At 69.8% G+C, this 24,325-nt stretch carries 17 protein-coding genes and 2 pseudogenes; 13 read left to right on the top strand and 6 right to left on the bottom strand.

The window, feature by feature from the left end:
* Positions 1–71: 71 nt before the first annotated feature.
* A complete protein-coding gene (locus tag OG799_RS16040) occupies positions 72–713 on the top strand; it encodes a hypothetical protein (RefSeq protein WP_406045831.1) in 642 nt (213 codons plus the stop codon).
* Here the strand turns inward: OG799_RS16040 and OG799_RS16035 are convergent.
* From OG799_RS16035 to OG799_RS16020, 4 genes are all read right to left on the bottom strand, one after another.
* A complete protein-coding gene (locus tag OG799_RS16035) occupies positions 620–2,167 on the bottom strand; it encodes a long-chain-fatty-acid--CoA ligase (RefSeq protein ID WP_406045830.1) in 1,548 nt (515 codons plus the stop codon). The genes OG799_RS16040 and OG799_RS16035 overlap by 94 nt on opposite strands.
* A 66-nt stretch (positions 2,168–2,233) precedes the next feature.
* Positions 2,234–3,844: a bifunctional 3-(3-hydroxy-phenyl)propionate/3-hydroxycinnamic acid hydroxylase gene (locus OG799_RS16030; protein WP_406045829.1), complete on the bottom strand. Its 1,611-nt coding sequence runs from the start codon at positions 3,842–3,844 to the stop codon at positions 2,234–2,236.
* Complete coding sequence (locus OG799_RS16025) at positions 3,841–4,827, bottom strand: VOC family protein (RefSeq protein ID WP_406045828.1); 987 nt, start codon at positions 4,825–4,827, stop codon at positions 3,841–3,843. Before OG799_RS16025 ends, OG799_RS16030 begins: the two co-directional genes overlap by 4 nt.
* A complete protein-coding gene (locus OG799_RS16020; protein ID WP_406045827.1) occupies positions 4,824–5,684 on the bottom strand; it encodes an alpha/beta fold hydrolase in 861 nt (286 codons plus the stop codon). Before OG799_RS16020 ends, OG799_RS16025 begins: the two co-directional genes overlap by 4 nt.
* Positions 5,685–5,817: 133 nt before the next feature.
* Between OG799_RS16020 and OG799_RS16015 the strand changes: the two genes are divergently transcribed.
* From OG799_RS16015 to dmpG, 5 genes and pseudogenes are all read left to right on the top strand, one after another.
* On the top strand, positions 5,818–6,462 hold the full coding sequence (locus OG799_RS16015; RefSeq protein ID WP_406045826.1) for a TetR/AcrR family transcriptional regulator: 645 nt from the start codon (positions 5,818–5,820) through the stop codon (positions 6,460–6,462).
* Positions 6,459–7,280: a 2-keto-4-pentenoate hydratase gene (locus OG799_RS16010; protein WP_406045825.1), complete on the top strand. Its 822-nt coding sequence runs from the start codon at positions 6,459–6,461 to the stop codon at positions 7,278–7,280. Before OG799_RS16015 ends, OG799_RS16010 begins: the two co-directional genes overlap by 4 nt.
* Positions 7,280–7,402 (top strand): annotated as a pseudogene (locus OG799_RS16005) (acetaldehyde dehydrogenase (acetylating)); the annotation flags it as partial. The gene OG799_RS16010 and the pseudogene OG799_RS16005, both read left to right, overlap by 1 nt.
* 76 nt (positions 7,403–7,478) lie before the next feature.
* Positions 7,479–7,613 (top strand): annotated as a pseudogene (locus tag OG799_RS16000) (acetaldehyde dehydrogenase (acetylating)); the annotation flags it as partial.
* The gene (dmpG, locus tag OG799_RS15995) at positions 7,610–8,632 is read left to right on the top strand and encodes a 4-hydroxy-2-oxovalerate aldolase (protein ID WP_406046300.1); all 1,023 of its coding nucleotides are present in this window, start codon (positions 7,610–7,612) and stop codon (positions 8,630–8,632) included. The pseudogene OG799_RS16000 and the gene dmpG, both read left to right, overlap by 4 nt.
* Positions 8,633–8,719: 87 nt before the next feature.
* Here the strand turns inward: dmpG and OG799_RS15990 are convergent, their stop codons facing one another.
* The gene (locus tag OG799_RS15990; protein WP_406045824.1) at positions 8,720–9,895 is read right to left on the bottom strand and encodes a low temperature requirement protein A; all 1,176 of its coding nucleotides are present in this window, start codon (positions 9,893–9,895) and stop codon (positions 8,720–8,722) included.
* 283 nt (positions 9,896–10,178) lie between these two features.
* Positions 10,179–10,817, bottom strand: a complete 639-nt coding sequence (locus OG799_RS15985) for a TetR/AcrR family transcriptional regulator (protein ID WP_406045823.1) — start codon at positions 10,815–10,817, stop codon at positions 10,179–10,181.
* Between the two features lie 101 nt (positions 10,818–10,918).
* On the opposite strand from OG799_RS15985, the gene OG799_RS15980 reads away from it, so the two are divergent.
* The 7 genes from OG799_RS15980 to OG799_RS15950 all read left to right on the top strand — a co-directional run bounded on the left by OG799_RS15980 (position 10,919) and on the right by OG799_RS15950 (position 24,289).
* Positions 10,919–14,122 (top strand): cytochrome P450, encoded by a 3,204-nt coding sequence (locus OG799_RS15980; RefSeq protein WP_406045822.1) that lies wholly within the window; start codon positions 10,919–10,921, stop codon positions 14,120–14,122.
* A gap of 95 nt (positions 14,123–14,217) precedes the next feature.
* Positions 14,218–15,267, top strand: a complete 1,050-nt coding sequence (locus tag OG799_RS15975; RefSeq protein ID WP_406045821.1) for a zinc-binding dehydrogenase — start codon at positions 14,218–14,220, stop codon at positions 15,265–15,267.
* Positions 15,268–15,754: 487 nt separating this feature from the next.
* Complete coding sequence (locus tag OG799_RS15970; RefSeq protein WP_406045820.1) at positions 15,755–16,213, top strand: hypothetical protein; 459 nt, start codon at positions 15,755–15,757, stop codon at positions 16,211–16,213.
* Between the two features lie 11 nt (positions 16,214–16,224).
* Positions 16,225–17,250 (top strand): tyrosine-type recombinase/integrase, encoded by a 1,026-nt coding sequence (locus OG799_RS15965; RefSeq protein WP_406045819.1) that lies wholly within the window; start codon positions 16,225–16,227, stop codon positions 17,248–17,250.
* Between the two features lie 135 nt (positions 17,251–17,385).
* The gene (locus tag OG799_RS15960; protein WP_406045818.1) at positions 17,386–18,933 is read left to right on the top strand and encodes a DUF2397 domain-containing protein; all 1,548 of its coding nucleotides are present in this window, start codon (positions 17,386–17,388) and stop codon (positions 18,931–18,933) included.
* Positions 18,930–20,132, top strand: coding sequence for a TIGR02678 family protein (locus OG799_RS15955; RefSeq protein ID WP_406045817.1), 1,203 nt, complete (start codon positions 18,930–18,932; stop codon positions 20,130–20,132). The genes OG799_RS15960 and OG799_RS15955 overlap by 4 nt, the downstream gene beginning before the upstream one ends.
* Complete coding sequence (locus OG799_RS15950) at positions 20,129–24,289, top strand: TIGR02680 family protein (protein ID WP_406045816.1); 4,161 nt, start codon at positions 20,129–20,131, stop codon at positions 24,287–24,289. Before OG799_RS15955 ends, OG799_RS15950 begins: the two co-directional genes overlap by 4 nt.
* Positions 24,290–24,325: the final 36 nt, after the last annotated feature.

Below are 24,325 nucleotides of genomic sequence, written 5' to 3'. Positions count from 1 at the left end.
ATGCAGCGGCGGAACATCATCCGGCACGGGTGATGCCAGCTCACCTCGGCGCTTTCGAAGGTGAGGCAGTGGTGACCGGCAATGACGGAAAACAGGGAGGAACCATGGACTTCTCCGACCGACTCGACGCACTGCAACAGCGTGCCGCGGCGGCCAAGACCGAGGTGCAGGCAGCCGCCGCCGAGTCCCGTGAGCAGCTGCGGCAGCGAATCGATCAGACCCAGAGCGAGCTCAACCGGTCCGCGGCCGAGGCACAGCAGGGTGCGAAGAAGGCCGCCACCGAGAGGCGGAGCGAGTGGGCGCAGATGAAGGCCGACGCCGCCGCAAAGACCGAGGACATCAAGGCCAAGATTGACAGGCGGACTCGGCAGTTGGACGCGAAGGCCGCCGCCAGCGACGCGGACTGGGCCGAAAGCGGCGCGGCCGACGCCCTCGACTTCGCCGAGCGGCCTACAACGCTCAACTGGCCGTGCTGGACGCCATCGACGCCCGCGCCTACGCCGACGAACTCGCCAGCACCGCACGCTCCTGAGCCCTGCTCGACTATCGGAGGCTGTGCCCACGGTGCGTGCAGACCCGCGTCCCGCTGGACCCAGCCCCCGACATCCGTGGCTTCAGTTCACGCCTCGTCGCGAAGCTTGCGCTTCAAGATCTTGCCCGTGGAGGTCATGGGCAGTTCGTCGCGAAACTCGACGAGGCGGGGGTACTTGTAGCTCGCCATCCGGTCCCTGCACCAGTTCACCAGCTCGCCCTCGGTCAGCGGGGACCCCGGCTTGCGGATCACGAAGGCCTTCACCTCTTCGCCGTGCGACTCGTGCGGCACGCCGACCACGGCCACCAGGCTCACGTCAGGGTGCGTCAGGATGAGCTCCTCGATCTCGCGGGGGTACACGTTGAAACCACCGCGGACGATCATGTCCTTGGCCCGGTCGACGATGAAGTAGTAGCCGTCCTCGTCGCGGCGGGCTATGTCACCCGTGCGGAACCACCCGTCCCGGAGCACCTCGGTGGTTGCGTCGGGGCGGCCGTGGTAGCCCTTCATGATGTTGTGACCCCGGATCGCGATCTCGCCCTGCTCGCCCTCCGGGACCTCGTTCCAGTCGGCGTCGACGAGCCTCATCTGCACGCCCCAGATCGGCTGCCCGATCGAACCGGGCTTGGACTCCCGGCCGGGGTGGTTGAAAGATGCGACGGGGCTGGTCTCCGAGAGGCCGTAGCCCTCCCGGATCCGAACGCCGTAGACCTTCTCCACCTGCTCGAGGATCTCCACCGGCAGGGCGGCACCGCCGGAGACCGCCATGCGCAGGTTGGCCGCGACCGCCGGAGTGACCTTCGCCCGGTCGACGTTGAGCAGGCCCCAGTACATCGTGGGCACTCCGGCGAAGAAGGTGACCCGCTCGCGCTCCATCAGCGCGAGTGCCGTGCCGGCGTCGAACCGGGGCAGGAGAACCAGCGTGGCGCCACCGCCCAGGCCCGCGTTCATCTGCACCGTCTGCCCGAACGAGTGGAAGAGCGGGAGCGTCACCAGGTGGACGTCGTGGTCGACGGTGCCGAAGAGGCGCCAGCACGTGAGGGCGTTCATGACCATGTTGGCGTGGCTGAGCTCGGCACCCTTGGGCTGCCCGGTCGTCCCGCTGGTGTAGAGGATCACCGCGGTGTCCGTGGCCTGCGTGGCCACCGTCTCGAAGCGAGGGGCCTTGCCGGCGAGCGCGGATCCCAGCGCGGTGGCGCCCTCGATCGGGTTCGGCGCCTGGGGGTCGGCGGTGATGAGAAAGAAGTTGTCGCACCCGGTGGCTCGGCTGTACCCCTGCCAGCCCTCAGCGCCTAGGGGCAGATCTGCGGTGCCCTCGAAGCAGAAGTACGCCTTGGCGCCCGAGTCCCGCAGGTGATAGGCGATCTCATCGGCCTTGAGCAGCACGTTCAGCGGGACGACGACGGCGCCCGCCTTGAGGATGCCGTAGTAGACGATCGGGAAGTACGGAAGGTTCGGGCACGACAGCGCGACCCGGTCGCCGGGGCGGACGCCGCTCTCGACGAGAAGGTTCGCGACCTGGCTCGCCGCATCGTTGAGTTCGGCGTACGACAAGCGAGTGTTACCGAGGACGACGGCCACCCTGCTCGGCAGCCGTTCGGCGCTGCCTTCGAGCATGAGCGCGAGGTTGAGCATGGCCAGCTCTCCTTGATGGCGTGGGCGACGTGGTGGTGGGCGTCGATGCGATGGGGGCGGGTCAGGTCAGGGCGTCGTCGTCGCGGTGGGCGGGGGCGTCTGTTCGGCGACGGGGCTCTGTGGCGGGTGGACGAACGGCGGGCAAGGCAGGTCGGCGTCGCCGGCGGCAGCGGCGTAGACGACGGCATCGGGGCGGAGTGCCAGCACGGTGGCACGGTGCCGGCGCATCCAGGGGATGAGCACGTCCTCGGCGTCCACGATCGTGCCGGGCGCGGGCGCCGAGCCCGCCGGCGTGACCTGCAGGCACGCGATGTCGCCGGCCGCCCAGGCCGGCCAGGGCCGCGCCGGGCCGGTGTGCAGCAGTGTCCACCGACCGGCGAGCGCGTCGTCGAGGCGGACGCGGTCACGGCCGTCGGTGCGGACCCAGGGCTGCGGGAGCTGCTCGCCGACCGCCGGGTTGCCACCGCGGTGGTTCAGCAGCCCCTGCCGGTAGGTGGTGTCCGGGAACCACCTGGCCTCCTGCATGTAGGCGCGGATGGCGGGGATCCGCATGACCACCCGGAACGCGATGTTGCGCAAAGCCGTGAGGCCGGGGCGCCGCTCGGTGATGATGCGCCCGAAGCGCACCGCCTGAGCGGTCACCGCCCGCACGTGCGGATTGCGCTCGGCCTCGAAACTGTCCAACACGTCGGCGGGTAGCTCGCCGCGCAGGACCGCGGCCAGCTTCCAGCACAGGTTGCCCACGTCGCGTACGCCGGAGGACATGCCCTCGCCGATCCACGGCGGCATCGCGTGTGCGGCGTCGCCGGCGAAGAAGGTCCGGCCGACGCGCCAGCGTTCGGCGAAGCGGACGTGGTGGTTGTAGACGACCGCGCGGAGGATTTCGACGTCGTCGGACGTCCGGCCGTAGCGGCGCAGCAGCCGCCAGATGTAGTCGTGGCTGACCAGAGCCTGCTCGTCCTCGCCGGGCAGGACGGGAAACTCCCAGCGGTGGTGGCCGAGCGGGGTCGGGCAGTCCACGGCGGGCCGGGCGGGGTCGCAGTGGAAGCGCAGGCGGTCGACGGTGTCCCAGTTCCGCTTGACCTTGGCGTCGATGACGACCCACCGGTCGTGGTAGGTGCGGCCGTCGAAGCCGACGCCCAGTTGGGTCCGGATCGGGCTGGAGCCGCCGTCGGCGGCGATCAGGTACGCCCCGCGCAGGGTACGTAGCGTGTCGTCGGTCAGGTCCCGCGCGGTGACGGTGACGGTGACGCTGTCGCTGTCCTGCTCGACGGCCTCACATTCGTGGCCGAGGAGGACCTCGACGTTCGGGTAGCGGTCCACACCGTCGCGGAGGACCTGCTCCATGGCCGGCTGGTAGATGAACAGCTGCGGCGGGTGCCCGTTGCCCCGAGGAGCCGGCGCGAGGCTCAGGAACGACCGGCCGCGCGCGTCGACGAAGTCGATCGGCCGGCCGGCGAGCATGTCCTCCTTGAGCCGCTCCGCGAGGCCGGTCCCCTGCCAGATCCGGATCGTCTCCTCGTCGGTGGAGATCGCCCGCGCGCGGGGGTAGATCGCGGAGTCGCGCTCGACCACGGCCACCCGTACGCCCATGCCGCCGAGCAGATTGGCGGCGGTGACGCCGACCGGGCCGTATCCGACGATGATCACGTCGTAGTCGTGCTGTTCGGTGTTCATGTGTTGGCTCCGCTCAGTGCCGGGACGGTGATCTCCCCGCGGCGCAGCGAGGCCGCGCCGTGGCGGAACTGGTTGAGCTTGTCGATGACGGTCTGGCCCTCGGGGGTGTGCCCCCAGATGCTGATCCCGCGGTGGGTGGTGGGTTCCCAGGTGGCCTCGTCCACGATGATCGGATTCCATCCGACCTCCCACTCGAATCCGGACGGCGTCCGGACGTAGTAGGAGAGCTCCTTGTCGTTGGTGTGCTGCCCGATGCCCAGGGCCATGGTGAAGCCGAGTTGCTTGAGGCGCTGGTAGGAGGTGGTCATGTCGTCCAACGTGGCCGCCTGGATGTTGAGGTGCTGGATCGCGGTGCGGATCGGATCGATGCGCAGGCCCTCGGTGTTGGCCACGGCGACGGAGTGGTGGCGGCCGTTGACCCGCAGGAACCGGATCCGGAAGCGCACCCTGCTGATCGTCTCGACGATGAAGTCGCTGAGCCGGGCGTCGAGCAGGTTGTCGTAGTAGCGGTGGATGGCGTCCGGGCGCCGTGAGGTGATGGCGATGTGTCCCATGCCGGCGGCGCCGGTAACGAAGCCGCTGGCCTGCATGTGCAGCGGCGTGGTGGTGGTTACCGGGGTGGTGTACAGCTCCTGGGCCAGCCCCTTCGGGCCCGGGAAGCGCACCAGCCGTTGCACGCCGCGCAGCGCCGCCTCCTCGTCGTGGCCGTGCTCGACGGTGACGCCGCGGGCGGTGATGCGGGCGACGATGTCGTCGAATGCCTCGTGGTCGTCGACGTGCCAGCCGACCGTGGTCACGTCCTCGGTGGGGCCCCGTTGCAGCAGAAGCCGGCACTCGTGGTCGTCCAGCCGGAAGCGCATCCGGTCGCGGTCGAGTTCGGCGACGTGCAGGCCGATGCCGTCGGCGCCGAACCGGCGCCAGTCACCGAACCGTCTGGTCTGGATACACAGGTAGCCCAGGTGGACCTTGCCGAAGACATTCATTTCGACTCCTCGGACAGGAAGGCAACGGCGAGGGTGTTGAACAGGTTCGGGCGTTCCCACTGCACCCAGTGGCCGGTTCGGGCGACCAGGTACAGGTCGCAGTGGGGCATCCGCTCGGCGAGCAGCCGGCCGCCGGAGGGCCGGTTGACCCTGTCCTCGGCGCCCCACAGCACCAGCGTCGGCGTGGCGACCCGGGGCAGCCGCTTGTCCCGGGTCAGATCCATCCGCAGCAGGGTGCGCAGCCCGGCGGGGCGCCGCAGCGGCGGGTTGGCGACTACCTCAGGGTCGATACTGGCCTGGTATCGCTCCTCGATCATCTGTCCGGGGACCGCGCTGCCGTCGTAGACCAGGTCGTCGCGGATGAACCGTTCGAGCTTGGCCCCGGTCGGGCCTCCGCCGCCGTAGTAGGCGAGCAGCCGCTTCAAGCCGGGCGTCGGCGCACGTCGGGTCGTGCCGATCCCGCCCGGGCCCATGAGGATCAAGCGCCCGACGCGGTCGGGCCGGTCCAGCGTCAGTCGCAGCGCGGCAGCACCACCGTAGGAGTTGCCGACCAGGTGGGCCCGGTCGATGCCGAGCGCGTCGAGCAGTCCACGAACGGCGGCGGCGAGGTCACCGAACGGGTCGGCCTGGTCCAGTGCCTTGCTGGACCGGCCGTAGCCTGGTAGGTCCGGCACGATCACGCGGAACCGCTGCGCGAGGGCGTCCACGTTGCGGGCGTAGTTCGACATCCCCGAGGCCCCCGGCCCACCGCCGTGCAGCAGCAGCACCGCCTCACCGGCTCCCCGCTCGGTGACGGCGATGTTCCGGGCACCGACCCGCATCAGCCGCTGCTCCGCGGTGCTCTCCCCGACGCTCACTTGACCTCCCGCGACCCCGTGCCGTTAATGTAGTGATCGCTCCAGTTGTAGTGGCCGTTACGGTAAGCTTCACGTTCGGCATCGTCAAGACATCAGCCGGAAACCCATCGGCGGGAAACACAGGGAGCGTGCGATGACGGAATCTCGCGGCGAACGTAAGCGTCGGGCCAACGGCGAGGAGTCGCGCCGGCGAATCCTCGACGCCGCCGCCGAGGTTGCTGGCGAGCGCGGCTACGAGGGCACCAGCATCGCGCTGGTCAGCGAGAAGTGCGGCCTGCCCGCCAGCTCGATCTACTGGCACTTCAAGAACAAGGACGACCTCATCGCCGCCGTCATCGAGCGCAGCTTCGACATCTGGGTCGACGTACTCGCCCTCCCCGGCGACGACAGCGAGCCGATGCCGGAACGCCTCGCCGCGATGGCGGTGAAGGTCGCCAAGACCCTGCTGGACTCGCCCGACTTCCTTCGCCTCGGGCTCATGCTCACCCTCGAGCGCCGCCCGGAGGAGCCCAGCGCCCGGCGCGTGTTCCTGCAGGTCCGGGAAACCGCCCGCGCGCGGCTCGCCGCCGTGCTCGCCAGGGTCGCCCCGGACGCCGACCGGGACACGATCGAAACGATCACCACGTACGCCATCGCCGCCACCGACGGGCTGTTCATCGCCAGGGAGATCGGCGGCGACAGCGTCGACCTCCTGCGGCTGTTCGAACTGCTCTGCCGCACTCTGTACGACAGCCTCACCCGCCTGACCGGCGGCAGTCCCGCCACGAAGACCCCATGACCACCGGCACCACCGATCCCGTTGCCGCGGCCTTCCGTCGGTTGCGCACCGCCGCGCGGACCCGCACGCCGTGTCCGCCGGTCCGCGACCTCATCGGCCCCGACGATGAGACCCTCGCCTACGCCGTTCAGCGCCGGTTGACCGAGGCCGGGGTCCGGGACGGCAGGCGGCCGGTCGGGCGCAAGGTCGGGCTCACCTCCCCCGCCGTGCAACGTCAGCTCGGCGTCGACCGGCCCGACTTCGGCATGCTCTTCGACGACATGGCCTGCGCGGAGTCCGCGGTGATCAGCCTCGACCGGCTGCTGCAACCCCGCGTCGAAGCCGAGGTCGCCTTCGTCCTCGCCGACGACGTCACCGACCCGGGCGTCGCCGCCGTCACCGTGCGCCAGCAGGTCGCCTACGCGGTGGCCGCGTTGGAGATCGTGGACAGCCGCATCGCCTTCTGGGACATCAGCTTCGCCGACACCGTCGCCGACAACGGCTCCAGCGGCCTGTTCGTCCTCGGCACCGACCAGGTCCCCCTCGACGCGGTCGAACCGGCGGCGGTTCAGATGACCATGATCGTGGACGGTGTGCCCGCCTCGACCGGCTCCGGCGCGGCGTGCCTCGGCGACCCGCTGGAGGCCCTCGCCTGGCTCGCGCGGACCGCCCTGGCCCACGGCGACCCGCTCCGCGCCGGCGACGTCGTGCTCTCCGGCGCACTCGGGCCGATGGTTCCGGTCACCCCCGGCATGCAGGTCCGCGCACACCTCACCGGCCTCGGCAGCGTCGGGGCCACCTTCACCACCCGTGGTGCCGTCACGAAAGGCGTCAGTTGATGTCGCGTACGAAGGTCGCCGTCATCGGATCCGGCAACATCGGCACGGACCTGATGATCAAAGTCCTGCGCCTGTCGCAGAACCTCGAGATGGCCGCCATGGTCGGCATCGAGCCGGCCGCCCGTGCAGTTCACCCCGCTGGCCCCGGACGAGCCGGTCCACACCCTGCTGCCGGACGACACGACAGCGGTCACCACCAAGGTGAGCGTCCTGCTCGAGGTCGAAGGTGCCGCCCACTACCTCCCCGCCTACGCCGGCAACCTCGACATCATGACGTCCGCGGCACTCCGTGTCGCCGAACGCCTCACCGCAGCCCAGGGAGCCATCCGATGACCGCCACCGCACCCGCCCGCCGCCTGTTTATCCAGGACGTCACCCTGCGCGACGGCATGCACGCCACCCGGCACCGCATCACCCCGGCCGACGTCACCCGGATCGTCACCGCCCTCGACGCCGCCGGTGTCGACGGCATCGAGGTCGCCCACGGCGACGGACTCGCGGGCGGCAGCCTCACCTACGGCCCCGGCAGCCACACCGACCGGCAGTGGATCGAAGCCGCCGCAGCCGCCGTCACCCGCGCCCGCCTCACCACCCTGCTCCTGCCCGGCATCGGCACCATCCACGACCTCAAACAGGCCCACGCCCTCGGCGTACGGTCCGTCCGCGTCGCCACCCACTGCACCGAGGCGGACATCGCCGCGCAGCACATCGCCACGGCCTGCGAGCTGGGCATGGACGTCTCCGGCTTCCTCATGATGAGTCACCTCGCCGAGCCCAAGGAGCTCGCCGCTCAGGCGAAGCTCATGGAGTCCTACGGCGCCCACTGCGTCTACGTCACCGACTCCGGCGGGCGGCTCACCATGGACGGCGTCCGCGACCGGGTGCGGGCCTACCGGGACGTCCTCGACCCGGGCACCGAGATCGGCATCCACGCCCACGAGAACCTGTCGCTCTCCGTGGCCAACAGCGTCGTCGCCGTGGAGGAGGGCACCACCCGCGTCGACGCGTCACTCGCCGGCCACGGCGCCGGCGCCGGCAACTGTCCGATCGAACCCTTCATCGCCGTGGCCACCCTGCAAGGCTGGCAGCACGGCTGCGACCTGTTCGCCCTCCAGGACGCCGCCGACGACCTCGTCCGCCCGCTGCAGGATCGACCCGTCCGCGTCGACCGGGAAACTCTCACCCTCGGCTACGCCGGCGTCTACTCCAGCTTCCTGCGCCACGCCGAAACCGCCGCCCGACACTACGGTCTCGACGCCCGGGACATCCTGCTGGAAGTCGGCCGGCGCAAACTCGTCGGCGGGCAGGAAGACATGATCCTGGACATCGCCCTCGACCTGAGCCGGAATTGATCGTCCGACGAGGCGAAGGTCAACCAGCCTGTACGCGCGGCTGACGCGTCCGCCAGCGGCGGGTGAGGCTCATGCTGCGCGAGGAGATCACATCAGCGGGGCGGGTGGCTCGGGCTCTCGCCCGCGAGCGCGCCACGCGTCCGCGACGACGATTCCGACCAGCACAGCCGTTGCGGCGGCACCGGCGACCAGCGGAGGAGCGTGCCACACGGCCGGGATCAGCAGGCCGAGGGCGAGGAGCCCGATCAGCCGTGACGGGGAGATCCGGCCGAAGACCTGCAGTTCGAAGGGAGCCCGCCCGACCAGGAACAGCGCAGGACCGCCGAGGATGGCCACGAGCCAGTTCGGTTCCGGCCGGCCGGTGGGATTGATGATGTACAGCTCGAAGCCGGCACCAGAAAGAACAACACCGGAGATCATGACCAGGTGATTCAATGCGGCCGCCACGGATTGCCGGGCCGGATCCCGGGCGGCGGTGATGGCCAGCGGCAGGACCAGGCCGGCCCGGTAGAAGTAGATGCGCCACAGCTGCACGATGCCGACGAAGGCCAGCGCGAACCCCATCCCGTGCGGGAAAGCGAGGTCGCTGTCGGAGAAGGCCCCGCCGGACACGAAGACTGCCTCACCCAAGCTGATCAAGAAAATCTGCTGCAACCGCTCGGCCAGGTGCTCGCCCGCGACCTGTCTGCCGGCCCATTGGCGAAAGCCGACCACGAACCCGGGGAACTCGATGGCCAGCGCAAGTGTCCAGAGCCCACCACGCAGAAGCGGGTCGTGCACCAACGCCCCCGCGATCCACGGAACTGTGCTTCCGCCGAGCGACAGTAACCCCGGTAGTGCGGACCCCTCGGTCCGCACTTGCCTGGCCAAGAAATAGACCAACAGACGGCTGATCCGCACCGCAGCCCAGGCACCGGCGAAGACCAGAGCCCGCTCCTCGAACCCCTGCGGCACCGAAACCGCCATGACGGTGGCACCGGCCATCGAGGAGAACACGAAGAACTGACCCGGCCGCGAATCCGGATGCACTCGGCTGGTCAACGCGGCAGTGGTCTGCCACATGAACCAGAGCCCCAGAAACAGCAGCAGGGTCTCAGCGAACTCACTGAACCCGAGCCCCCCGGAGTGGAATTCGTCCAACAGCCGCAAGCTGATCCGGTTGAGCGCGAAGACGAAGACGAGATCGAAGAACAGCTCCAGGATGGTCGCCCGCTGCCAGCTGGCCTCCTCCCGTACGCGCCGCTCGCGGCCCGGCTCATCCATCCGTCATCAGTCTGGTTCGCCGCCGCAGGCGCGCACGGCGTTCGCCTTGCGCGGCAAACCCTCTCGCGCCAGGAAGCACGAGGCGGAATATCCGGAGCGCAAGGCGATAAACCTGCCATATCCGACGTCCGCCGCGCCTGCTGACGGCTAAGCCCGAAAACCGACCCCGCCCGGGGATCGCCCGGTTGGTGGCTTCGGCTGGCCGCGCGCGGATCATCACCTCGGGCGTCACCTGCCCGCCGGGACGTTGGCGGGGATGAGACCTTGGCACGCGCGGTCCAGCTCAGCGGGAGGTCATCGGGGGAAGGTGAGCCTCGATGCCCGCGATGAGGGTCTGGACTGCGAACGCGAAGCTGCTGTCGCCGCCTCCGCCCGCGCTCGATGCAGTGGCCGGACCTGCTGTGGGCGTGGGTTGCAGGGCAGCGAGGCGACCCAGGGTCCCGTTGCCCTCGGCGAGAAGGAAGCCTGAGAAGAGGCTGGTGAGGACCGCTCCAACGGGGGCGACCTCCGTGGCAGGCACGCCTGCGCTGTTGAGGATGCCGGTCAGTCCGGTCCAGAACGGGTCCTCCGGCTCGATGAAGTCCGGGCTGGCCAGGCTGTGCACGATGAGGTTGGGATGCCGGTGCGCCAGCGCTCGGAAGTCTCTCGCGAACCGGTACAGCTGTTCCTGCCAGGTACCGCCGTCGACCCGCGGCTGGAACTGCGCGGCGACGAGGTTCTTGACGCCGCGTAGCAGCGCGGCCTTGTTCGGCACGTGGTGGTAGAGCGACATCGGGTTGACGCCCAGCGCCGCGGCCAGCTTCCGCATGCTCAGCGCGCCCACCCCGTCGGCGTCGATGAGCCGCAGCGCCGCGGTGTAGATGCCCTTTTCGGTGAGACGCGCGTCTCCTCGGCCCCCTGAGGCCTGTCCGGTCGTAGCCATACACCGTATGGTAGCAGCAGCCATACAGCGTATGGCTGACGTCCGGCACCCGGATCCATTGGCCGGTCACCGCCGGCAACCTCAGGAAAGGAGTCCACCTGTTGAGCAACCTCAAGACCATTCCCGCCCCGCGCGGGATTCCGATCGTCGGGAATGCGCTGCAGATCCCGTCCGACGGACCGGCGGCGTTCTTCGAGGAGATGGCCGGTCAGTTCCCCGAGGGCATCTACCGGCTCGCGCTGCCCGGCCGCGAGCTCGTCCTGGTATCGGACCCGGACCTGGTGGCGGAGCTCTGCGACGAGTCGCGCTTCTACAAGCCGATCGACAAGCCGCACAGTGACGTGCGGGCGATTGCCGGGGACGGCCTGTTCACCGCGAGGGGGGACGAGCCGAACTGGGGCAAGGCCCACCGGATCCTCATGCCCGCGTTCAGCCAGCGGTCGATGAAGTCGTACTTCCCCGAGATGCTCGAGGTTGCCGACGCGCTGGTCGGCAGGTGGCGGCGCGACGAAGGCAAGGACCTCGACGTCGTCGCCGACATGACCCGGCTGACCCTCGACACGATCGGGATCACCGGCTTCGACTACCGGTTCGACTCTTTCGGCAGCGAGGAGGTGCATCCGTTCCTGCAGGCCCTGGCGGACTCTCTGCACGAGGCCATGGGGCGGCTGAAGCAGCCGCCGTTCGTCACCGCGATGCGGCGCCGGCAGATTCGGACCTTCGAGGAGAACGTGCGCGTCATGCACTCGCTCGTCGAGGAGGTCATCCGCGAACGTCGCGCGGGTGGTGGCGACGATCGCCGCGACCTGCTCAGCCTGATGCTCGGCGCGGTCGACCCCGAGACCGGCGAGCCGCTGTCCGACGAGAACATCCGCAACAACGTGGTGACGTTCCTCATCGCCGGGCACGAGACCACCAGCGGTCTGCTCTCCTACGCGCTGTACCAGCTGCTGCGCAACCCGCACGTGCTGGCCCAGGCGTATGCGGAGGTCGACCGGCTGCTGCCCGGTGACACGGTGCCCACCTACGAGACGATCATGAAGCTCAACGTGATCCCGCGGGTCCTTGATGAGACCCTGCGCCTGTGGGGGCCCATCCCCGCGATCGCCCTGGCGCCGTTCGAGGACACCGTGATCGGCGGCAGGTACGCACTGCCGAAGGACCAGCAGGTCATGGTCCTGATCCCCGCGCTGCACAAGCACCCCAAGGCGTGGGACCGGCCGACGGAGTTCGACATCGACCGGTGGCGGCCGGAGAACATTTCCCAGCACCACCCGCACGCCTACAAGCCATTCGGCAACGGCGAGCGGGCCTGCATCGGCCGGCAGTTCGCCCTCACCGAGGCCCGGCTCGCCCTTGCCCTGGTCCTGCAGAACTTCGCGATCACCGACCCGAACGACTACCAGATCAAGGTCAAGGAGACGCTCACCCGCAAGCCGGAAAACTTCATGGTGCGGGTGCGCTCTCGCCAGCCGTACGAGCGATTCGACACCGAGGCGCAGGCGGTGCAGGAGCCGCAGGCGCCGGTGGTTGCGGTGAACGCTGTCGGCGTCACGCTGCGCGTCGCGTACGGCTCGAATCTGGGCGCCTCGGAGGATCTCGCGCGGCAGCTGGCCGGCCGGGCCGAGCAGTCCGGCTTCGACACCACCGTGCTCACGCTGGATGAACTGGCCGACAACCCGCCCACCGACGGAATCCTCGTCGTGGTCACGCCGAGCTACAACGGCAAGGCCCCGGACAACGCGCAGCGCTTCGACGCCCTCGCCGCCGCCGGCGGTCTGACGGCGGGATCGATGTCGCAGGTGCGGTTCGCGGTGCTGGGCAACGGCAACACGCACTGGATCACCTACCAGGCATTCCCCAAGCGGGTGGAGGCGGCGCTGCTGGCGGCCGGTGCCACGCCGATCGTGCCGCGTGGTGAGGTGGACGCGAACGGCGACTTCGATGGCATGGCGACCACGTGGATTGCCGCACTGTGGGCGGCGCTGGCCGAGCAGTACGGCGCGGACACCAGCGCCACCGCCGGCCCGCGACTGCAGCTGGAGGTCCTCACCGAGGCGCAGGTGCGACCGGCAGTGGTCTCCAACAAGGCGTACCCGATCACCGTGGTGACCAGCGAGGAGCTGGTCGGCGACCCGACCGGGCTGTGGGACTTCAGCGTGGAGGCGCCCCGCCCGCAGGCGTTGTCGATCACCGTCGAGTTGCCCGACGGGGTCGGCTACGAGACCGGCAACCACCTGGCCGTCTTCGGTAAGAACGACCCAGAGCTGGTGACGCGGGCGCTGCGGCTGGTGCGGGTACCCCGCGACCAGGTGGTCCGGCTGCGCCGCGAGGACGCCAGCACCGGCACCCACCTGCCGATCGATGTGCCCGTGACCGCAGAGCTGCTGCTGACGGAGTTCGTCGAGCTGCAGGAGGTGGCCAGCCGCACGCACCTGCGGGCGCTGGCCGAGCACACCCAGTGCCCGTGGACCACCGGGCAGCTCCAGAGGTACCTCGACGACTCCGACGAGGCGTGCCAGCGCTACCAGAACGAGATCCTCGCCAAGCGGGTCTCGGTCCTGGCCCTGCTGGAGCGGTTCCCCGCCGTCGAGTTGCCGCTGGCTGCCTTCCTGGAGCTGGCCGGGCCGATCCGGCCCCGGTTCTACTCCATCTCCTCGGCCGCCATGGTCGAGCCGAACCGGCCGCGACTGACCGTCGGCCTGGTGGAGGGTCCGGCACTGTCCGGCGACGGTGAATACCGCGGCCTGACCTCGCAATACCTGGCCCGGCTCCGGCCCGGCGACGTGTTCTTCGGGTACGTCCGCGTCCCGGCCCCGCCGTTCCACCCGCCGGCCGACCCGACCACGCCGATGATCCTCGTCGGTCCCGGCACCGGCTTTGCCCCGCTGCGCGGCTTCCTGCAGGAGCGCGCCGCTCAGCAGGCAAGCGGTGTCGAGGTCGGTCTGTCGAAGGTGTTCTACGGCTGCCGGCACCCGGAGCACGACTGGTTCTACCGCGACGAGATGCAGGCCTGGGAGCAGGCCGGCGTCGCCGAGGTGCACTTGGCGTTCTCCACCGTGCCCGATCACCCGCACAAGTACGTCCAGGACGCCATCACCGTCGACGGCGACGCCATCTGGGACGCGATCCGGGACGGCGCCCACATCTACGTCTGCGGCGACGGTCGGCGGATGGCCCCGTCGGTACGCCAGGCGCTGGCCGGCATCTACCGCAACTGGACGGGCGGCAGTGCCGACGACGCCGAGAAGTGGCTCGACCAGCTCGACGCCGACGGGCGCTACCAGCAGGACGTCTTCGCCTGATCCGCAATCCCCGGCAATACGGCGCGAGAGCGCCGGATCACCCATGCCCCGCGCGGTGGGGGCGACCGTACGCACCGCGAGACAAGGAGAATGTCATGTCCACCATGCTTGCCGGCCGACTCGACTACAAGACAGGCACGTTCGCGATGGGGGAGGTGGCCATCCCGCAGCCGGGACCGGGCCAGGTACGGATCAAGGTCGCCGCGGCCGGCATCTGCCTGTCCGACGTCCACCTCATCGACGGCAGCCTGCGACTGGACACCGCCGTGGAGAAGGTGACCCTCGGGCACGAGGTCGCCGGCGTCATCGACGCCGTCGGCGCGCAGGTACCCGCCGAATGGCAGGTCGGGCGGCGCGTGCTGCTGCAGGCCGGTCAGCCCTGCGGCGCCTGCCCGCCCTGCCTCCTCGGGCGGGTCGGCCAGTGCCAGCACCCGCTGACCCGCGGGGTCGACTACGACGGTGGCTGGGCCGAGTACGCCATCGCCGACCACTTCACCCTCGTCGCCGTACCCGACAATCTCCCGCTGGAGCAGGCCGCGATCATCCCCGACGCGGTCTCCACCCCCTGGGGTGCCATCGTCGGCACCGGTGACGTACGCCCCACCCAGGCCGTCGGCGTGTGGGGGCTGGGCGGTCTGGGCGCCCACGCGGTGCAGTTGCTGCGTCTCGTCGGGGCGGCCCCGATCGTCGCCGTGGATCCGATCCCGGATGCCCGGACCCGGGCCCTCGCCCTGGGCGCCGATTACGTCCTCGATCCCCGCGCCGACGACTTCGCTGAGCAGGTACGCCGGATCACCCACGGGCGTGGCCTCGACGTCGCCTTCGACCTGGCCGGTGCCCCGCCGGTCTGGACCCAGGCCCAGGACGTCCTGGCCAACGAGGGCCGGCTGGTCCTGGTCGGACTGGCGCCCCAACCGCTGACCATTCACCAGACGACCCTGTTCAGCTACCTGAAGCAGCAGGTCCGCGGCCACTATGGCAGCGCACCCGAGCACGTCGAGCAGCTCGTCTCCCTGGTGGGCCACCACCGCCTCGACCTCTCCGGGTCGGTCAGCGATGTGCTCCCGCTGTCCGACGCGCCCTGCGGCGTCGAACGGCTCGTGAAGAAAGAAGGCAGCCCGATTCGGCTGATCCTCAAGCCCTGACACCTACTGCGGGTCGTGAGGTTCTCGCCTCCTGCCCCGCGGTCCACGCTGGCGTGCCGGCAGGGTGGGTGACCCTGCCGGCACAGCCTGAACAAGGAGACCGGGTTGTGGGTTGAACCTGACCTGCTCCACGTCGGGAGGCAGACATTGCGAGTTACCCGGCCGATGGAGGAGCCAGCGCAGGGCGTCGGACGGCGAAGCCGCCGTCGCGCCACAGTCGGTAGACGGCGACGGCGGCATCAGGAGTCGACTGCTGCGGTTATCCGGGTGCCAGTTGTAGTTCGTTATGAACGACGATCATGGATTTGTGGTCGACGTCGCCCCTCGGACACCAATATTGGTGGAGTTTCACCGAAGACGAATCCGGTTTGGCGTTCGCGGGGCTGATCTCCCTCCGTTGCATCTGGTGCGCCGCTGACTGCCGCGAGTGTCGTCAACCTATGGCCATGCCCGCACGGCCGGCGGCTCGATGGCGGTTGTCACCGCCATGACACCAACTCACCGATCCGGTGGCGAGCGGCTCATCGGCGCGCTCGTCCTCACCGCGCTGCCCGGCCGACCACGGCCCCGCCCCGCGCCGATGTCGGCCCTGCCCGCCCCTCACCTCCCGGCTGGCGTCTCACCGGTCGACCTGCTGCTCGGCATGGCCCGTCCCGACCCCTCCGGCCGGCTGACGGAACGCCACCTTCTGCGGGCGCTGCGCTGGGGACCTGGTCACCGCCTCGACCTCGACGTGCAGGCGGGTGGACTGCTCCTCACCTCAGCGGCCGCCGGCTCGCATCGTGTCGGTCCACGGGGCGAGCTGCACCTACCCGGCGGCGCCCGCCGGATGTGCGGGATCGACCCTGGCCAGCCGTTACTGCTCGCCGCCATGGTCGCCCATGACCTCCTCATGATCCATCCGGCCAGCTGGCACGACTGCTCACCGAACTCCACCAGCAGTTGAGGGAGGCAACCATGCCAGCTGATCCCGCCCGACTCGCCGCAGCCCGGCAGCTGCTGGACCACCTCGGCGTCACTATCGCCGTTCTCCAAGCCGACCCGGGTCCCGGCTTGCCGGCCTTCGCCGAGTACATGCCCCGTGTGCTCGCCGCTGCCGGGCCCGGGGCCCGCCGTACCTACGGCACGTACTGGAACCGCATGGCCGCCGCCTGGGGCAACCTGCCGTTGAATGCCGTCGCGGCCAGTGACATCGAGGCCATGCAACGACAGATCGCCGCGACCGCTCGGTCGCGGCGTAACAGCCGCAGCGGCCGTCATGCTGGCGAGCACGTCATCGCCGCCGCCCGCGCCATCTACAACCGCGCCATCGCCGACGGGCTCCTCCCCGCCGCCGCCAGCCCGGCGCACCGAGTGGTCAAACCCCGCCGGCTGCCCAGCACCCGCCACGCCCTCACCCCACCCGAACTGGAGCAGATCAACCTCGCCGCCCGCAGCAGCGGCAAGGACGTCATCCTCGACGCCCTGCTGCTCCGTCTAGACACCGAAACCGCATGCCGCCGCGGCGGCGCCCTCGCGCTGCGCCTCGACGACCTGGACACCATCCGCGGGCTCGTGCGGCTCACCGAGAAAGGCGCCACCCTGCGCTGGCAGCCGATCACCCTCGACCTCGCCGCCCACCTCGACGAACACGCCCGCACCCGGGGCGCGGTGCTGCCGACCGATCGACTGTTGCGCTACCGCAACGGGCAGGCCATCACGAGCCGCCGCTACGACCACCTCTGGGCCCGCCTCGGGAAACGCCTGCCCTGGGTCGCCACGCAGGGCGTCAGCACCCACTGGCTTCGCCACACCACGCTCACCTGGGTCGAGCGGCACTTCGGTTACGGCATCGCCCGCGCCTACGCCGGACACACCGACTCCACCGGACCGGCCACCACTTCATATATCAAGGCTGACCTGCAAGCCGTCGCTACGGCGCTGGCTGCCATGACCGGCCAACCACACCCGCTCGCCACCACCGAAGACCGCGCTGGTCCGTGACGCCTGCTGGACCGCCCAGCCAGTACCGCCACCGAATATTCAGGGCTGCTCGATCGACTGGTTCGGCATACGAGGATGTCAGAACCCTCCGTTACCGTCGGGGCAAAGTGCAGTCACTCCGTACTGGGGAGGACGATGACCGATCAGGAGACCGGCGAGCCGGTGGCCTCGGACCATCGGGTCGCGCGCGACACGTCGACTCAACGCGCCCTATTTGCGTACCTGACTGCCGAGGTGGCAGACGACTACATCGCCATCATGCGGGTCATCACCGGAACCCTGCTCGCCGACCTCTCCGCCGTCGAGATCGCTTCGCAGCTGGCGGAGCAGGGCACCGTCCTCGAGCCCGACACGGTGGAGGGCCGGTGCCGGCAGCTGGTGGAGTGGGGCAACCTGGTCCGCTCGGTTCGCGAGACCCGCGTGCCCACCGTCGCTGCCTATCACCGGTCTCGGTCGCGATACCAGGTCTCGAAGCTGGGTGGGCGCCTTCACCGCGAGGCCGAGGAGATTTTGCGAGCTGTCGACGGCGCGCGTGAGGTGGCGCGTGAACTGCTCGCGCGCATTGTCGACAGCCTGCAACAGATCTTGGACCAGGTGGCGAACACCCGCCGAGCCGTCGACAGCGAGGCCCTCGCCGGCGCGGTGACCAGCGTCTTCACCGACCATCGAGTCTTTACCGAGTCGGTCACCGACTTCTACGCCTACCTGGCGGGCGTGCTCACCCGCTACGACCTTGCCGATCAAGAATATGCCCAGTTCAAATGCCTGCTGCTCGACTACGTCGATCTCATCGGCGCCGACGTCAACCGTAACGCCCCGCTCATCCGGCAGCGGCTCCTGTGGGTGGTCGAGCTGATCGACAGCGTGCTGGACAACCTGCCGGTGCTGGTCATCGAAGGCATGGGCACGGACGTTGAGCGCCTGCCCGGTCGTACGCGCGACGAGTGGGAGCAGCTCGCGTCTTGGTACGGCGCCGGCGATACCGGCTCCGGGCCTGACCAGCTGCGCGCCGCCGCGCGGCAAGCCCTGGGGCAACTCATCACCAACGCCCGCCGGATGTTGACCGCCTCCGGCACCGGCCTGTCCCGGCGCGCCGATTTGCTCAAGCTCGCCGGCTGGTTCCACACCGCGGACAGTGAGACCGGGCACCGCCTGTACGATGCCGCGTTCGGCGCCTATCCGGCGCGTCATCTACTGATTGGGCCGGAGGAATCGGATGTGGCCGCCGGGCCGACCGTGTCGTGGTGGGACGCCGTGCCGGTGGACGTACCGGTGTCGCTGCGCGAGCGAGGTGACCGGTCGGCCCGGGGCCGCAGCTCCCGAGTCCCGGATCCGGGAGCCGACGCCCAGCACCTGCTGGAACAGGCGCGGCGACGCAACGAAGCCCGGCGGGCTGCTGCGGCCGAGCTGATCGCCGTGGGCGCCCTGCATCGCAGCCGGCTGAGCCGTGCCGCCCGGGACCTGCTGCTCGACAAGCTGTCGCGCTTGATCGCCGCCGTGGTCGCGGGCGGCATGGCAGCCGAGGACAGCGATGCCGATCTCGACCTACTGCTTCGGATGACGCCGGCCCGTGGGCAGGTCACCGTGGTGACGGGCGACGATGGCACCGTCACCATCCATGACGTCGCCCTGGTCGCTCAACGCCTGCACGCCGCCGGCGGCGGCCTGGCGGTCCCGGCATGAGCGGCGCCACCGGCACGGCTTCGCAGTCGGCCCGGGAACGGCAGGATGCGGCCAGGGCTCTGCTGGCTCGCCCTCTGCTGACCGCCGCTCACGCCGAGGAGCTTTCCCTCGTACGCCTGCACGCCCCGGCTCTGCGCAGCGTGTTCAAGACCACCCTGGGCTACCACCTCGTTGTCGAGTCGACGTTTGCGCGTCTCACCAAAAGGCCCATCAGCGCGGACGGACCCGCACGTCCCGCACGCCGCGCCGACGGCAGCGCCTTCACCCCCGTTACGTACACCCATTTGGCGTTGTTGTGCGCCGCCTTGCTGGCACCGGGCACAGGGGAGCAGATCCTCATCTCGGCCCTGATCGAGCAGGTGCGGTCCGACGCCGCCACCATCGGCGTCCGGATCGGGGACACGCTGCCGGAACGCCGGGCGTTGGTGACCGCGATCGGTCATCTGATCGGCTGGGGCGTGCTGTCGGAAACCGACGGGACGGCCGGTGGCTGGGGCGAGCGCCGCGACGAGGCCCTGCTGACGCTGCACCGGGCGGCACTGCCGCACCTTCTCGCGCGGCCGCTGTCGGGCATGGAGCATACCGACGACCTGCTGGCCGAGGACCCGCAGACCGCCGACCAGCCGCGCCGGTCCCTGCGACGCAAGTTGGTCGAGAACCCTCTCGTACGCCGTGAGGACCTCACCGACGCCGAACGAGATGTGTTGTCGCGCGAACGCACCGAACTGACCCGGGTGCTGGCGGACAACTTCGGCCTGACGCTCGAGGTCCGGGCCGAGGGCGCCCTTGCCTACGACACGGCCGGCAGCCTGACCGACGTCACGTTCCCCGGCAGCGGCCGGGTCAAGCAGGCCGCGTTGCTGCTCCTCGGGGAGCTCATCGACGCTTGTACGCCGACAGCCGGCGCGAGCGCGACCCTCGACGACGGACGGGCGGTTCCGGGGTTGGCGGTGAAGTGGTCCGAGGTCGAAGCGACCCTTGCGTCGCTGACGAACCGACACGCCAAAGCCTGGGGCGAGGCGATCGGACTGCGCGATGAAGCCCTCGCGGTCCTCACCGGCATGGGGCTTGCCCGGCCGACTCCCGAGGGAATCGTCGTCCATCCCGCTGCTGCCCGTTACCGGCCGCGCCCTCAATCCGCACCGCCGACCCGCGCTGCGCGCCGCCTCGCCGACCAGCTCGAACTGGAGATGCCGTGACCGACCTGTTCGACCGGACCCCTCTGCGGCAGTATCCGTACCGATGGCGGTTGTCGCGTGCCGGCTTCGTCAACGTGTGGCATTACTACGAGAACACCTTCGACATCTCCGGCGGCCGGTTGATCCTGCGCGGCTCGAACGGATCCGGCAAGTCCCGTGCCTTGGAGATGCTGCTGCCGTTCCTGCTGGACGCGGATCGGCGCAACATGGGTACGGGCTCGTCGGTCAAGATGGAGGACCTGATGAGTGCGGGCGCCGGCGAGCAGACCAACCGCCTTGGCTACATGTGGCTGGAGCTGCGCTGCGATGAAGAATCCGCGGAGTCCGGCGATCCGGTCACACGGTTCCTCACCCTGGGGGCGCTGGTCCGTTTCGCAGTCAGCACCAAGGAAGCGAAGGTCTGGTACTTCACCACGCCGCTGCGCGTCGGGGCGGGGCTGCCCTTGCTGGGCGCCGATCGTCAGCCGCTGTCGCGACGGGACCTTGCCGACCTCGTCACCGAGGAACGCATCACCGACGTCGCCGACAAACACCGCGAACGGGTACGCGCCGAAGTGTTCGGGCTTACTGGGCAGCTCGGCCGTGAGCGGTTCGATGGCCTGACCAAGTTGCTGCACACCTTGCGTTCCCCGGATGTCGGCAACCGCATCGAGGAGGGGCGCCTGCCGGCGATCTTGGCCGACGCGTTGCCGCCGCTGTCCGAGGAGGCCTTGACCGACGCGGGTCAGCAGCTCGACGGGCTCACCAGCACCCGGGAGGACCAGCAACGGCTAGAGGCCGCCCGCGATCAGGTGCGGACGTTCCTCGACGCGTACCGAAAATACGTCACCGGAGTGCTCGCCACCTCCCTGCGGGACCTGCGCTTCGACGCCGAGCAAGCGCGGCGGGCCGCGGACGACGCGCGCGAGCGCGCGAACCGCGCCGCTCAGCTCGAGGAGCAGCTCGCCGCTGACACGCTGCGCCTGGAGGAACGAAACCAGCAGGCCGAAGGCCTCGAAGCACGCCTGGACGGGTTGCGCGACTCCGACGACTACCGCAGCGGACAAGAACTGGGGCAACTCGGCGCGGTGGTGAACGCCCGCGCCGGCGAAGCCGACACAGCGCTGAAGGCCGCAGACGGAGCGCGCCGCGAGGAGGAGCGGCGCGTTGCCGACACGGCCATCCTGGCCGGCGATGTCGAGCGGGCCGCCGGCCGGATCTCCGCCACGCTCCGGGACACCCGAAAACGGTTGGCCACGGCCGGCATCACCGATCACGAGCTGCCCACCGAGGTGCGTGCCGACCGGCGGCCGGGACCAGGCACCCCTCGTACGGTACGGACCTCGCGCCTTGCCGAGCCGGACATCCTCGACACGCCGGTTCCCGACGTTCTCGCACTGGAACCGGCGAACTTGGATTTTTTGACGGACGCCGCACAGCGGACTGGACAGCTCGCGCGCACCCGTGCCGCGCAGGCGGGCAACCGTGCGATCGAAGCACGCTCCCTGAAGGAGCAGCGGCGAGAGGCGGACCAGGCTGCCGACAAGGCATCCGAAGTTGAGGAGCGGGCCACGGAGGCCACCTCCGACGCCGAGCAGGCCGCCGAGGATCGTGACGATGCGGCTCTCGCCCTCGTCGACCGGTGGCGGAATTGGATCGAGAGCCACACCACAGCTGAACTCCTCGGGCCCGTCAACTGGGCATCGGTTCCGGCCCTTCGCCGAATCATCACCGATCGGACGGCGCTCTGCGGTGAGGGAACGGACGTGGCCGACCTGCAAGAGCTGGACGGCGCGGCTGACGACGCCGTCTCCGACGCCACCGCGCACGTGGACCGAGCACTGGAGCGCCTCCGCGACGCCGACCATCTGGCACAGCAGCAGGCTGAGGCACTCACGGTCGAGCAGGCCAGGCTCCTGGCCGAGCACGACCCGGAACCCGAGGCACCCGGCTGGGTCACCGGCACCGACGGCGTGCCGTTGTGGCGATGCCTGGACTTCGCCGAGGCAGCCGATGCGGACCTGCGCGCCGGTCTCGAGGCAGGCCTCCTGGCCTCGGGGCTGCTTACCGCGACCGTGGACAGCACCGGCCGGCTCGTCGCCACCACCGGCCACCTGCTCCTGACACCGGTACGGGAGCGGGTGCCCGTACCGCTGTCCACCGTGCTCGTCGTCGACCCGGCCAGCCCACTGCCCGCCGCGGCGGTTCAAGCTGTCCTGGACCGGATCGGGCTGGACGACCCCACCGTCACCACCTGGATCGGCGGCGACGGCAGCTGGGGAAACGGTGCCCTTCGCGGCCGGCACACCGTACCCGCGGCGCGGCACATCGGGGCCGCGGCACGGGCAGCAGCGCGCGCAGCACGGCTGTTCGACATCGAGCGCGACCTGAAACGGCTCGCCGACGAAGCCGAGCTTCGGCAGGCCGAACGCATCGACCTGCAATCCCGCCGGACCGCTCTCCGTGATCACCACCGCACCGCCCCCCGGTCCGCGGCGCTGACGCAGGCGCGTACCCTGGCCCAGGAAAGGGCTCGACAGGCCGCTCGGACCGCAGCTGACGCCGTACGGTTGCGAGCAACGGCCGACCAGCTCTCCCGAGCCTGGGCCGAGAAGGACCGCGAACACCGCCTCGCCTGTGCAGAGTTCGGCCTTCCGGCCGACGAAGACTCGTTGCGCGCGCTGCAGGAGGCCGCACGGTCCGCCGCGGACAATTGCGCCACGGTCACCGAGGAAGCGAAAGACGTCGCGCAATTCATGCAGCGGTACGCGGACTCGGTCACGGCCGTCACCAAGTTGGCCGGCAGGCGGGTCGAAGCCGAGAAACACGCGGCCGCAGCTTGGCAGAGCTGGCAGAACGACGAGACGCGGTTGCGCGCTCTGACCGAGGCGGTCGGTACCGCCGCTGCCGAGGTGCAGCGCCAGGTCATGGACGCGGAAACCCAGCTCAGGAAGATCAGGAACGCCATTCGGGAAGGCACGGTCGCCCTGCAGAACCTCAGCCGCGACGCGGGAACCGCCGGATCGGAAGCCGAGACAGCGGCGACGCGAGCCGGCGAACGCCGTACCGGATTGGGACGGCGCGTGACCGCGGTGCTGGATCAACTCAACCAGCCCGGCATCGTCGACACGGCGTTCACTGCCGCCCCCGGTGACGTCTTCACCGACCTCGCGCCGGAAGCGGTCGCGGCTGAGTCCGCCGCCGTCGCTGCGGCGCTGCGCGCGGGCCGATCCGACGAGAACGCCCTGTTCCGCGCCCAGCAGGCCTTCGAACGCGAGATCTCCGGCAGCTACGACGTTGCCGCGACCGTGGTGGCTGGCATCCGGCTGTTCGAGCTGATCGACGCCGACGGCCGCCGACCGCTGGCCCTCGCCGCGATGGAGATCGAGCGGCAGTGCGAGGTCGGTCGCGCCGCCCTCACCGAACGCGAGCACCAGGTCTTCCACCGGTTCGTCCTCGGCGAAGTAGGGGAGGAACTGCGTCGCCGACTCGGCCAGGCGACCACTCTCATCACCGCGATGAACGCCAGCCTCAAGTCCATCCGAACTAGCCACGGTATCGGCGTCCGCCTCACCTGGAAATCGGCTGAGGAGGCGGGCAGCGACATCGTGCAGATCAAAACCCTCGTCAGCACCGCCGCCGCTGTGCGTACCGCCGCGCAGGACACCGAACTCACGGATCTGCTGTCCAGCAGGGTCGCGGCCGAGGCGACCAAAGACCCGACCGCCGGGTACGCGGTCCACCTGCGCGCCGCCTTGGACTACCGCGCCTGGCACACCGTCGAGGTCATCATCACCGGTCCCGAAGAGGGCAGGGAACGACGGATCAGTCGGCGGGCGAAACTCTCCCAAGGCGAAACCCGTTTCGTGTCGTACGTGACCCTGTTCGCGGCGGTCGACGCCTACTTGTCCGGCCTCGAGAACACCGACACGGCGCTGCGGCTCATCCTGCTCGACGACGCGTTCGCCAAGGTGGACGAGCAAACCATCGCGGAGCTGCTAGGCCTGCTCGTCCGCCTCGACGTCGACTTCGCCATGACAGGGCACGCGCTCTGGGGCTGCGTTCCCCAAGTGCCCTCGCTCGACATTTACGAGATTTGCCGCGAAGAGGGAACACCAGCCGCCACCGCGCACGTGCACTGGGACGGGCGTACCCGACACTTCCTACGCGCCGCATGAACGGCCCTGGTGCGCTCCCGCCTGAGCTGCGCGAGT

Origin of the sequence: Micromonospora sp. NBC_00898 (assembly GCF_045207895.1) — a bacterium.
Lineage (GTDB): Bacteria > Actinomycetota > Actinomycetes > Mycobacteriales > Micromonosporaceae > Micromonospora.
The sequence above is the reverse complement of the archived record's forward strand: the minus strand, read 5'-3'. Positions and strand labels throughout refer to the sequence as shown.